Consider the following 11558-nt stretch of genomic DNA (forward strand, 5'->3'; position numbering starts at 1 on the left):
ATAATTTGGATAACAACTACCTTGCAACGCAAGTTACCTGAGTAAAAGGTGGTGAAATCATGCACAGCCAAATGTTAAAAGGTGTACTAGAAGGTTGCATCCTATACATCATTTCACAAGAAGAAGTGTACGGATATGAACTGAGCACAAAATTAAATACACACGGCTTTACATTCGTAAGCGAAGGAAGCATATATCCGTTATTGTTACGTATGCAAAAAGAAAAATTGATTGAAGGAACATTAAAAGCCTCCTCACTTGGTCCAAAGAGAAAATATTATCACGTAACGGATAAAGGATTAGAACAGCTTGAAGAATTTAAACAAAGCTGGGGAATGGTTTCTACTACGGTAAATAACTTATTACAGGGGGAGTGATGAGGATGAATGCCCAAGACATGGTTGAATTGAATAATAAAAAACGTGAGCTTCTAACTTCCGAAAACGAAGCTGCTTATGGCGATATGTTAGTATATCTTCGAATATCAAACGTACCTCAGCAACAAATGGAGGAACTTTTACTAGAAATATTAGATCATCTTATCGAAGCACAAGCAGAAAATAAAAGTACTTACGACATTTTCGGTAATGATTTACAATCTTATTGCGATGAACTTATATCAGCTTTACCAACCCAAACAAAGTTAGAAAAAACTTCTTTAATTGGATTTTCTATTAGCTTACTTCTTGTTATACAGTTTGGAATCGATGCAATTGTTTCTTTTTTTATTTTAACTTTTGGAAATACTGCGGAACAATTAACCCCAGTTTTTAGTATCCCTGGAACTACTTTGTCTGTTTCAATAATTATACTAGGTATACTATTTATTTTATATTTGTTAAAGCGTTACTCCTTTGATCAGAAAATGAATTGGAAAAGAAGAATTCTATTTGGATTCGCATTTGCTACTCCATTTTGTTCCGCTGTATTCTTAAATATTTATTTCCAAAAGCAACCTTATCTCATTTATCATCTAACCTTTTGGCAAAATGCTTTAATTGCTATCTTATTTTTTATTTTATATAAATTACTATATAAAAAATCAAATTTTTAACAGCCCTTCAAAAGGCTGTTTTTTCTTCTGTCTAATTTTACAAATTGAAAAATTTCATAAAGAAAATAAGAAAAATGCAAAATAATTAAAGTTAATTGTTGACGTGATGCTTTTATTATCGGTATCATAAATCTTCGTGAGCAATTATTTTTCGTTATACGATTTTTTTATTATTACTGAATTTTTGAGAGGAGAAATTAGATGTCAGTTAAGAAGAAAACGCAAGTACGCACCGGCAAAATGGTACGTGAACTAATGTTAGCAGACGAAGATGTAAATGCTTCGCTAATTATGGTATATAGTGAAAACGGTGTAAACGCAGAAATTAAAATCGAGGGCTTAACGCCGAAATGTAACGAAGAATTATTTTTGAGCGGAAACGTGGATTGGAACAAGAGTGTTATTTATAAAATTGTTGATTTCACTGGAAACGCTGAAGTTGGTAAAGTTACATTAACAGCGATGAACAAAAACAATGTTTCTCTAGAAATTGAACGCGTTATGTGGAGTAAAGAAAATAAAGAAGCTGCCGAGCAAGAAGAAACACAGGTAGAAGCAGCACCGAAAAAAGAAGTAGTTGTAGAAGCTCCAAAAGCAATTACACCTGCTCCTAAGCCTGTTACGCGTGTGGAAACACCTGCTATGGCACCTAAACCTACTCCGGTACCGACACCGAAGCCAGTAAGCGTAGAAGCGGCTGTAGAACTAACTACTCCAGCACCTGTGAAAAAAGTAGTCCCTACTCCAGTTACAAAGCAAGAGACAGCACCGGTTGCTCCTGCAAAACCGAAGCAGCCTGCTTTGACTGAAACAAATTCAAAACTACAAGAAAATTATGTTAAACTCGTGAAAAAGACAATTGAAGTTTGTCAAGATTACGAGCTTGGCATCGACATAGATGATTCTATTGAAAGCTTAAAAGAAGAACTACAAAGCCAAGGTATTAGCGTTACATTTGATAAAGAAATTATGGACGTTGTAAGTCGTCTTCGTTCTTTACAAGATAAAGGAATCAAAGTAGAAAAAGTACTTAATTTACTATAAAAAAATAAGAGGTGGCAATTGCCATCTCTTATTTTTTATAATTCCACTCATTACTTTCATACTTTTCTTTCGCTAACGTTTGAACTTCATGTAACTGTTCTTCTGTTAATTCATATGGAACAAGTTCTACATCCAATCCTTTTTCAAACCCAATTTCAAACGCTTTAATTAACTGTTCTATCGTAAATGTACGGTCTGTTAATTCATTAATTGCTACTGCTTTAGAAGAGAACATACTCTTCATACGTTCCTTCACACGTTCATTTGGGAATAAAAATAGATCATATAGTTCATCTAAATCAATTTCTAATGGAATCGATCCATGCTGTAAAATAACACCTTTTTGACGTGTTTGAGCACTACCAGCAATTTTTCTTCCTTCCACTACAATTTCATACCAAGATGGTGCATCAAAACATACACCTGAACGTGGATTTTTCAAATTTTCACGATCTGCTTCTGTTTTTGGAACTGCATAATATGCTTCTAACCCTAATGCCTTAAAACCATCTAATAAGCCTTGCGAAATAACACGATACGCTTCTGTAACTGTTTTTGGCATATTCGGATGATCTTCAGACACAATAACACTATACGTTAACTCTTTGTCATGTAGTACACCCCTGCCGCCTGTTTGACGACGAACGAATCCATATTTCTTTTCGTTAACTACATCCATATTAATATCTTTCTCAACACGTTGAAAATATCCAACTGTTAATGTTGGTACTTCCCATTCATAAAAACGAATTGTTGGCGGCATTTTCTTTTCACTTTGCCAACTTAACAAACATTCATCTAACGCCATATTAAATGCCGGTGAACATTGACCAGAGTTAATATAACACCATTTTTCTTTTCCCATCCTGCACCTCATATAACCAATTATTTTTCACATTCTCTAGTCTACCAAATTCGACAAAATTTGTGAAAGAATACGAAATTTCTTCTTATATGCAAATGAATCTGTTGCATAAATACATATGGGCATTATAATATTGAAAGTAGGATAAGAAAAAAGGGAGCGATAGAATCGTGTCAACAACTTGGATTATTTTATTAGCCGTAATCGTAGCATTTATCGGCTACACTGTATGGATGTACTTCTATCAGAAAAAATTAATTAAAACTCTTACAGAAGAAGAATTTCGCGCTGGCTACCGTAAAGCACAGCTTATCGATATTCGTGAAACAGACGAATATAACGCAGGGCACATTTTAGGTGCACGTAACATTCCGTTATCACAAATTCGCCTTCGCCATAAAGAACTTCGTCAAGATCAACCTGTTTACTTATATTGCCAAAGCGGATTCCGTACAGGTCGTGCAGCGCAATACTTAAAAAAACAAGGCTACAAAGATTTCTACCAATTACAAGGTGGATTTAAATCTTGGACAGGCAAAATTAAAAAGAAATAATAACATACAAAAAACTAGCTGAATAAATCGGCTAGTTTTTTCATTTCATCTTGTTCGCAATGTATAATAAATTCTGCTTAATCGTTTCTTTATCGTTCTCTTCTACATTCCGATACAATAGCTGATATTCAATTCCTTTCTCTTTCCATATAAGCGTAGCAAATTCGTCACCACGTTCATAATCATCTTTATTTTTAAAATAAGCAGACGTTCCATTATTCAGTTTCATTTGTTCTTGAAATCGCTTCTCTTCCACGAGATCCGGAAAACTATAAGGAAAGTTCGCGACATTTAACTCAATATACTCATTTCGACCTGGCTCCTGCTGTTTATATTTAATCGTTAAGACAGCGTTCTTTTTCCCAAGCGTTCTTACTTCACCCTTCACATCACTTGTAATGTCGTACGGTAAAAACGTTGGAACTTTAAACTTCACCGGAAAATATTTTGGAAGTTCCTTTAGCGGAATAGGATCCGTAACACGATCCATAGCTCCTCCTGTTGTTCCCACAAAGTGTTTTTCTTCTTGCATCGTTTGCTGAAACGAACACGAACTAAGTACAAAACTAGAAAACACGAAACAAATGATTCTTTTTTTCAATTTGTTTCCGCCCTTTCATACCGCTCTCTTAACGAACGAAGCGTTGATATGCTCTTCATATTCGCTTTGTCATTAAACTCCACCTTTGAAAACTTTCCACGTTATTCTCACACATTTTGACAACACTTTTTGCAAACAAAAAAGACCCCTATCATTCTTACGCCCAAGTGAAAAGGTTACGCGAATAAAAAGAAGTCTTATTAATACCATAGTTTGTGAAAAGCTTTTCAGGTCAAGATTTTTTCTTTATTATTATTTTCCCTTTATAATAAGGGAAAGAGGTGATACATATGGCCAATATAAAACAAATTGCTAAAACTGCTGGTGTATCGATATCAACTGTTTCTCGTGTCCTGAATAATCACCCTTACGTAAAAGAAGAAAAGCGTAAGCGTGTTCTAGATGCTGTTGAAGAATTAAACTACGCAAAAAATATAAATGCTGTCCATTTAATAAGAGGGAAAACATATACAATTGGAGTTATGCTTCCTTTCATTAACCTCCCCTACTTCAGTACCATTATTGAAGGAATCGGTAACGAAGCATTATTAGCTGGATATCACATTAATTTATGCCAAACAAATTACGATAGCCTTGAAGAAATTCGTGTTCTTGAAATGATGAAAATGAAACAATTTGATGGGATGATTATTTGCTCCCGAACGAGCTCTTGGGAACAAATCGAACCTTTCGCAAAATTTGCCCCTATTATTTCATGTGAAAAAATGAAGCACCCCCTCATTTCATCCATCTACGTAGATCATTATGAAGGTTTCCGTCTCGGTACTGCCTATTTACTAAGTAAAGGCCATGAAAAAATCGGAATTTGTTTAGCAAGAAAAACAAGTGTAAATTCCATGGAGCGCGAAAAAGCGTTCGCCGATACCCTTCGTAACGAAGGGGCAACGTTGCATCCTGAATGGATTTTCCACCAATGCTATACAATGCAGGACGGAGCACAAATACTCCATCGTATTTTAAATATGAAAAATCGTCCAACTGCTATTTTTACAGCGAACGATCAAGTTGCAGCTGGTTTATTAACAGAGGCTCGAAAACATGGTATTCGAGTACCTGAAGACCTTGCTATCCTTGGATTTGATAATCATGAAATTTCAAAGGCATTAGAAATTTCCACAATTGAACATCCCGGTCTCGCAATGGGCTCACATGCTTTTTCTTTATTCCATAAGCAGATCCAAAGCGAGCAAATTGTCGGCAGTGCAAAAGAACTTTCATTCCATTTAATTGAGCGAGAGACTGTCTAAAAAGAGCGTTACCTATAACGCTCTTTTTCAGCTCTTCACCTATTGACATTATATTTTCCATCTCATATAATTAACCTAACGAACGGTAGGTAGGGGATGAAGATGACAGCAAACCGCATTAAAGCTGTAGCACTTTCTCATTTCGCACGCTACGGCTATGAAGGAACTTCATTGGCAAATATTGCTCAAGAAGTTGGGATTAAAAAACCATCGATTTACGCACACTTTAAAGGAAAAGAAGAGCTATATTTCATATGCTTAGAATCTGCTCTTCAAAAAGATTTGCAGAGCTTCACAGGCGATATCGAAAGCTTTTCCAATTCGTCCACTGAAGAATTGCTTTTAAAATTATTAAAAGGCTATGCAAAACGATTTGGTGAAAGTGAAGAATCAATGTTTTGGTTACGAACTTCTTATTTTCCGCCTGATGCATTTCGCGAGCAAATTATTAATAAAGCAAATGTACACATTGAAAACGTCGGAAAACTTTTATTCCCTGTATTTAAAAGAGCAAGCGAACAAGATGAGCTGCATAACATTGAAGTAAAAGACGCCTTAGAAGCTTTTCTATGCTTACTCGACGGTCTTATGGTTGAACTACTATACGCAGGTTTAAATCGTTTTGAGACACGTTTAGACGCTTCTTGGAAAGTATTTTGGCGCGGACTTTCAAACTGACGGATTGCTCCTTTGCAATGCGTCGTTTTTAAGCCCTTTACCTAACGACTGGTAGGAAGGAGAAATGACATATGGCATGGATTTATGTAATCATCGCTGGTATTATTGAAATCTTTTGGGTGATTGGACTAAAAAAAGCGGAGGCACCACTTGAATGGGCTGGTGTTGCGCTATTAATTACAATTAGTTTCGTCTTATTATTTAGAGCTTATAAAGATTTACCTGTCGGCACTGTATACGCAGTCTTCACAGGAATTGGGGCTGGCGGAATCGTTCTGACAGAGATTTTCGTCTTCGGAGAACCTTTCTCTATTGTAAAAGTATTATTAATTGGTTTAATCTTCTTCGGAGTAATTGGTTTAAAACGAGTAACAGAAGAAAAAGAAGCGAAGGAGGCCGCATAAAATGGCTTGGGTATTTTTAATTCTAGCTGGTATTTGTGAAATTATTGGTGTACTCTTTATGAAAGTAGCCACTGAAAAGAAAGGCTGGGCACCAAAAGTTATTTTAATCGCTAACTTCGCAGTAAGTTTCTTTTTCTTATCTCTTGCGATGGACACGTTACCGATGGGAACTGCTTACGCGATTTGGACTGGAATCGGAACTGCCGGTAGTGCACTTCTTGGTATTCTTATTTTCCGTGAATCAGCGGATTGGCGTCGTCTTGCTTTCTTAAGCTGCATTTTATGCGGCGCTGTTGGCTTAAAACTATTAAGCTAACGTGAGGTGAATGTCATGTGGAAAGAAAAAGGGAAGCAAATGTTAGCATGGATTACACTCGGGATTGTCATTCTATTGCAAATAAGTTTTCATATAATAGAATGGTTGTTTCATAAAGTAGTATCCATTCTCACATTCCTTCCTAACATGACACTTGAAATTATATCAATCGTTTGGTCCATTATTGCCTCCATTGCAATCGTCATTATATGGAGTATCGCCAAGCTATGGAATAAGTTATTTAAAAAGGACAGTACTTCTGAAAAAGAGTAACTGTCCTTTTTTATATTCATTCAGACTTTCTGTAGAAGTTTGATGTGATAAGACAAAGAAGACCAACTATGACAATACTTATACCAATCCCTTTATGCAAATTAGGAAATGGTGATGGTATATCTGAGTAAAAATTTGCTAATATGAGACCGATTGAAAATAAAAGTACCCCTATTCTATATAACCATTTTCGTTTGTTCATCATTCTCCCCTCCTAAAATTTTTCATACACTCCTTTCTTTTGGACATACTACCTAAAAAAGGAGTGAATAATATGCAAAATTCTATACATAAGCAAATCCTATTTTTATTTTTCCTATTTCTTATTCTCATCATCGTTTTCAGCTTTATATTACATACTCCGAAAGATGTACCAAATAGCGTTTCTTTTTATAAACTACTGCTCTCGTATTGTCGTTATTGAAGAAGGTGCCTTTTTTAAGGCACCTTTTAAAATTCTCTTTTTTCATATATTTTTACTGAAACGAAGATAGATGCTATGAACATACATATTGAACTAACGAATAACATGCTGTTATATAGTTGAATTTGTTCTAGGTTGATTCCAAAGAAAATAGAAGAAACAGCCATAGGTGCTATTAGTATAAAAATCGCAATAAAAATAGTTTTCTTATACCCTAGCCAAAAGGATAGCGGTAAAACCAAACTTAAATACACTAAAATAAAGCTAATACTAGCAACCATTTTCGTTTCAATAAATTCAAATAAGTTAACCCCACTCTTCATTCCCATCGTGAAACAACCGACCGTTACACTTATAAAAAGAATAATAATTGCTACTATATATTTTGCATACACAATTTGTTTTCTCAATATTGGGAAACTATTTACTATGACTTCACTTTCATTTTTACTATCTGCTTCAAATGTTTTTACTGTTGCCCCAATTGTAATAATTACTGACATAATTATGAACAGATTTTCCGTATCCGTTAAGGCCATATAAAAGAAAACAGGATACAGTATGTACCAAATTAAAAATTTCCATTGAATGATGAAATCTTTTAAAATTAGTTGCTTAATCATGTATTACACCTCCTAATATGAAAATGTCACTTCTATAACTCTGCCTCCTGAAACATTTTCATTGAGAGGAACATTGATATGAATATACTTACTAATACTCCGATACCAAGAACACTCATTGCTAGTGTAGCCTCTTGAGAGTGGAGTACTTTTAGCATAATTGTTTTATCACCAAAAATATTACACATAAGGCCAATCATACCTGTTAAAGGCAAAATCATAATCACATTCAAGACATTAATAGCTTTATATCCCCCAATGTAATTAGTAGGTATCGTTACTACACAATAAATCAAGGTTGCTGCTATTGCTGAAAATATTGCATATCCAGGAATAACTATATCTCTGTTCAACAAAATATTTCCTAATATTACGACTATAGAGGTTATACTCAAACCGACTATAATAAATAATGTGGTTGAAATATATTTAGCTATAACTATCTCTGTTCTCGTTATAGGCAAGCTCACTAATACTTTTTCCGCTTTACTTTTCTCTTCATAATAAAAAGAAATATATATAATCGTACTACATGTTATAAATAATCCTATTGCAATCCCCATTGGTTCGACGGAATCCTTAAAAATAGATAAAATGGGTATTAAAAAATAGAAAGGAAACATCTTCTTCTGTAAGAAAAACTCCTTCAAAATCAATTGTTGCATATAAATTCTCCTCTCTATAAATCACGCGTTTCATAAATTTTAATTGTAAGAAACATAGAAACGATATAGACACTAGCTAATATCATTCCTCCAACTATAAATACACCAATATGTACTGGATTCATAATCCACTCACTGAATGAAGATGTTGTTTCATTCAGCCCATCACTAATAAATATCCAAAGAATTACACCCACTCCTATTGATGCTGCTGATCCTATACTTCTTACTACCTTCGATTTTGTACCATAATAACTAGGGAAAAACGTGACAACAAAAAATGTGGCATAAACAGCTCCATTTATGACTTCATACCATGGAATTTCAATGTATAGATTAGGATGATATACACCGATATCACTAATAACCACAATACCCCTTATAAGAAAAACAACTAACATCGTAGAGAGAATGGCACCAACAATGAATATTGCACAGGAAATATATCTAGCAATTATGATATCCTTTCGACTTACCGGTAAACTATTTATAACAATGTCACTTTTATTTCTTTCATCCATAACGGTTAACGTCATAACCGATGAAAAGGTTATAAATAGACAACTCATTGGAAATAACAATTCACCACTTGCATCTAACATAAAGAACAAAAGGGGCATAACAAGATTCACTATCCAAATTACCCGAAAAAAGAATAAATCTTTATATACGAGCTGACGCATAAGCACCTCTCCCTTTCGCAGTGTAAACGATGATATCGTCTAATGTAGGCTTTTCTATTACAACCTCATTTCCAAACCAATCGATAATTGCTTGTTTATCCTTCGCTAAACCTTCAAAACCAAATTTATTTTTTCGTAATCCAACAAATAGTTCTTTTCCTTCTCGATCTAATAAATCATTGCTTCCCTTTACGATTACGTAGTTCTCCATTAATTCATCTTTTTCACCAGTAAATATAATTTCTCCATCGTTGATAAACGTAATATAATCTGCAATACGTTCTAAATCCGTTGTAATGTGGGTTGAGAATAATACAGATACTTCATCTTCCATTACAATTTCTTGCAGCATATCAAGTAATTCACTTCGAACAACTGGATCTAATCCTGCTGTCGGTTCGTCCATAATAATAAACTCCGCGTGGTGCGAAAGTGCGATGGCAATTGCAAATTTCATTTTCATCCCTTTTGATAGCTCTTTAATTTTTTTATACTTTGGAACTTGCAATCTTTGCATATACGATTGGTATTGATTTTCGTCCCACTTTTTATATAACGGTGCAATAATACGTTTCATTTGTTCACACGTTAAATCTTCGTAATAATGATTTTCATCATATACAAAACCAATATTTTGTTTTATGTCCTTTTCGGCTTTCTTATTGTCTTTGCCAAAAATTTTTATATCGCCGCTATCTTTTCTAATTAAATTCATAATCATTTTGATCGTTGTACTTTTCCCAGCACCATTTGGTCCGACAAACCCCATAATATATCCTCGTGGTAATGCAAAACTTATATTGTTCACTGCAAAATCTTGATAACTTTTACAAACATTTTTTAGCTCTAACATCTCTTATTCCCCCTTATATAAACACGCAATCATCTGCTGCAATTCTTCAAGTGAAAGCTGCAACACTTTACTTTCATTCACAATCTCTTCCGCTTTACTTTCCAATAGGCGAAGCCTTTGTTCTTTTAATAGTTCATTATTTTTACGTGAAACATAAGTCCCCTTCCCAGCAACAGTTTCTATATATCCTTCTTTTTCAAGCTCCTCGTATGCACGCTTCGTTGTAATGACACTAATTTGTAATTCCTTCGCTAAGCTACGAATAGACGGTAATTGATCTCCACCCTTTAAACCGCCATTTAAAATAAGCTGGCTTAATTGTTTTCTTATTTGCACATAAATAGGGTCTTGGGAAGAATTCGAAATAATAATATTCATGTTTTCCTCCAGTGTGTGTATATACTGTGTATACCTTATATATACAGTATATACACAGCATCCTATTTTTGGCAAGAAAAAAAGACCAACATTTTCCTGTTGGTCTTTCGTATATGTATCACTTTTCAAAGCGATCTAACATCTCGTCTCTCATTCCGAAACTAACAACCGCAATTCCTATATACATAAACAGAAGGAATGCCGGATGAACTGTGTTGTACCAGCTGCTGTCAACAATTAAGTAAATCGTTAATGCCACAACAAGAACAAACGCTAAGATAAACATATAAAAGTGTCTTGTACTACCCATGATAAACTCCTCTCTTCTCACTTCACCATTCAACAGTTTATTTTATCGAATAATTCGATATGACTCAAGGTTAACTTTCTGTTATGTAATCAAGTTCTACCTTTACAATGTCCTCACATGCTATTGAAATGATTGTTCCTTGTTTATCAATCGCCGTCACTTCTCTATTATCCATTACACGATTTGCTACTCTTTCTAACACTTTCCCTTGGTCTCGATAGCAAAATTCTTTTACATCTTTAATTGTTTCTCCATTTTCTAAATGGTATACCATTCTATAACATCGATATCCCACACTTTCACCCCCGTCTTGTTCGTTTTTTCACATATACATAAAAATGAGTAATCTTTGCCTCATCACATCTTCTTAATTTCAATAAAATTCTAACAAAAATAAATACTTTTATCAAACCGACTTTTTCAACAAAACTACCTATAAAACTACACCTTTACACCATTAGGAAACAAAAAACATATTTTTTTAACATTTTCTTCACTATTTCTGCATAAAGTGAAACTTTAATCAGTGGGGATTTTTGTTCATCCCCACTGATTATTAGTTGAA

Annotated in this window: 19 protein-coding genes; 9 read left to right on the forward strand and 10 right to left on the reverse strand. The window is 34.3% G+C overall.

Annotation, left to right across the window (positions count from 1 at the left end):
* The first annotated feature begins 59 nt into the window (after positions 1 to 59).
* From RT27_RS09700 to RT27_RS09710, 3 genes are all read left to right on the forward strand, one after another.
* The gene (locus tag RT27_RS09700; RefSeq protein WP_043935933.1) at positions 60 to 377 is read left to right on the forward strand and encodes a PadR family transcriptional regulator; all 318 of its coding nucleotides are present in this window, start codon (positions 60 to 62) and stop codon (positions 375 to 377) included.
* A gap of 5 nt (positions 378 to 382) precedes the next feature.
* Positions 383 to 1054: a DUF1048 domain-containing protein gene (locus RT27_RS09705; protein WP_043935942.1), complete on the forward strand. Its 672-nt coding sequence runs from the start codon at positions 383 to 385 to the stop codon at positions 1052 to 1054.
* Between the two features lie 201 nt (positions 1055 to 1255).
* Positions 1256 to 2098, forward strand: a complete 843-nt coding sequence (locus RT27_RS09710; protein WP_043935934.1) for a hypothetical protein — start codon at positions 1256 to 1258, stop codon at positions 2096 to 2098.
* 28 nt (positions 2099 to 2126) lie between these two features.
* Here the strand turns inward: RT27_RS09710 and RT27_RS09715 are convergent, their stop codons facing one another.
* The gene (locus RT27_RS09715; RefSeq protein WP_000514092.1) at positions 2127 to 2963 is read right to left on the reverse strand and encodes a biotin/lipoate A/B protein ligase family protein; all 837 of its coding nucleotides are present in this window, start codon (positions 2961 to 2963) and stop codon (positions 2127 to 2129) included.
* 170 nt (positions 2964 to 3133) lie between these two features.
* On the opposite strand from RT27_RS09715, the gene RT27_RS09720 reads away from it, so the two are divergent.
* On the forward strand, positions 3134 to 3517 hold the full coding sequence (locus tag RT27_RS09720) for a rhodanese-like domain-containing protein (RefSeq protein WP_000108654.1): 384 nt from the start codon (positions 3134 to 3136) through the stop codon (positions 3515 to 3517).
* A gap of 40 nt (positions 3518 to 3557) precedes the next feature.
* Here RT27_RS09720 and RT27_RS09725 read toward each other — a convergent pair whose 3' ends face one another.
* Positions 3558 to 4094 (reverse strand): hypothetical protein, encoded by a 537-nt coding sequence (locus RT27_RS09725; RefSeq protein WP_033657529.1) that lies wholly within the window; start codon positions 4092 to 4094, stop codon positions 3558 to 3560.
* A 314-nt stretch (positions 4095 to 4408) separates the two neighbouring features.
* Between RT27_RS09725 and RT27_RS09730 the strand changes: the two genes are divergently transcribed.
* The 5 genes from RT27_RS09730 (at position 4409) to RT27_RS09750 (ending at position 7057) form a co-directional block, all read left to right on the forward strand.
* Positions 4409 to 5386, forward strand: coding sequence for a LacI family DNA-binding transcriptional regulator (locus RT27_RS09730; RefSeq protein WP_043935935.1), 978 nt, complete (start codon positions 4409 to 4411; stop codon positions 5384 to 5386).
* Positions 5387 to 5482: 96 nt separating this feature from the next.
* Positions 5483 to 6064, forward strand: coding sequence for a TetR/AcrR family transcriptional regulator (locus tag RT27_RS09735; RefSeq protein WP_002005730.1), 582 nt, complete (start codon positions 5483 to 5485; stop codon positions 6062 to 6064).
* Positions 6065 to 6135: 71 nt separating this feature from the next.
* On the forward strand, positions 6136 to 6468 hold the full coding sequence (locus RT27_RS09740) for a multidrug efflux SMR transporter (protein ID WP_000312344.1): 333 nt from the start codon (positions 6136 to 6138) through the stop codon (positions 6466 to 6468).
* Between the two features lies 1 nt (position 6469).
* Entirely contained in the window at positions 6470 to 6784 is a 315-nt protein-coding gene (locus RT27_RS09745; protein WP_016080306.1) for a multidrug efflux SMR transporter, read from the forward strand.
* A gap of 15 nt (positions 6785 to 6799) precedes the next feature.
* Positions 6800 to 7057: a DUF3975 family protein gene (locus tag RT27_RS09750; protein ID WP_016080305.1), complete on the forward strand. Its 258-nt coding sequence runs from the start codon at positions 6800 to 6802 to the stop codon at positions 7055 to 7057.
* 16 nt (positions 7058 to 7073) lie between these two features.
* Here RT27_RS09750 and RT27_RS09755 read toward each other — a convergent pair whose 3' ends face one another.
* The 8 genes from RT27_RS09755 to RT27_RS09790 form a co-directional block, all read right to left on the reverse strand.
* Positions 7074 to 7259, reverse strand: coding sequence for a hypothetical protein (locus RT27_RS09755; RefSeq protein ID WP_043935936.1), 186 nt, complete (start codon positions 7257 to 7259; stop codon positions 7074 to 7076).
* A gap of 248 nt (positions 7260 to 7507) precedes the next feature.
* Positions 7508 to 8104 carry an ABC-2 transporter permease gene (locus RT27_RS09760; protein WP_043935937.1) on the reverse strand — a complete coding sequence of 199 codons (597 nt, stop codon included), beginning with the start codon at positions 8102 to 8104 and terminating at the stop codon, positions 7508 to 7510.
* Positions 8105 to 8136: 32 nt separating this feature from the next.
* Entirely contained in the window at positions 8137 to 8769 is a 633-nt protein-coding gene (locus RT27_RS09765) for an ABC-2 transporter permease (protein ID WP_029443292.1), read from the reverse strand.
* 14 nt (positions 8770 to 8783) lie between these two features.
* Complete coding sequence (locus RT27_RS09770) at positions 8784 to 9452, reverse strand: ABC-2 transporter permease (RefSeq protein WP_029443293.1); 669 nt, start codon at positions 9450 to 9452, stop codon at positions 8784 to 8786.
* Complete coding sequence (locus tag RT27_RS09775) at positions 9433 to 10305, reverse strand: ABC transporter ATP-binding protein (protein WP_000891322.1); 873 nt, start codon at positions 10303 to 10305, stop codon at positions 9433 to 9435. The genes RT27_RS09770 and RT27_RS09775 overlap by 20 nt, the downstream gene beginning before the upstream one ends.
* A gap of 3 nt (positions 10306 to 10308) precedes the next feature.
* Positions 10309 to 10683 carry a GntR family transcriptional regulator gene (locus RT27_RS09780; RefSeq protein WP_002111795.1) on the reverse strand — a complete coding sequence of 125 codons (375 nt, stop codon included), beginning with the start codon at positions 10681 to 10683 and terminating at the stop codon, positions 10309 to 10311.
* A 118-nt stretch (positions 10684 to 10801) separates the two neighbouring features.
* Positions 10802 to 10993: a hypothetical protein gene (locus RT27_RS09785; protein WP_000535933.1), complete on the reverse strand. Its 192-nt coding sequence runs from the start codon at positions 10991 to 10993 to the stop codon at positions 10802 to 10804.
* Between the two features lie 70 nt (positions 10994 to 11063).
* Positions 11064 to 11267, reverse strand: a complete 204-nt coding sequence (locus RT27_RS09790) for a DUF3929 family protein (RefSeq protein WP_000262496.1) — start codon at positions 11265 to 11267, stop codon at positions 11064 to 11066.
* Between the last annotated feature and the right edge of the window lie 291 nt (positions 11268 to 11558).

The sequence above is a fragment of the Bacillus sp. L_1B0_5 genome, from assembly GCF_000836715.1.
Taxonomy (GTDB): Bacteria; Bacillota; Bacilli; order Bacillales; family Bacillaceae_G; genus Bacillus_A; species Bacillus_A thuringiensis_S.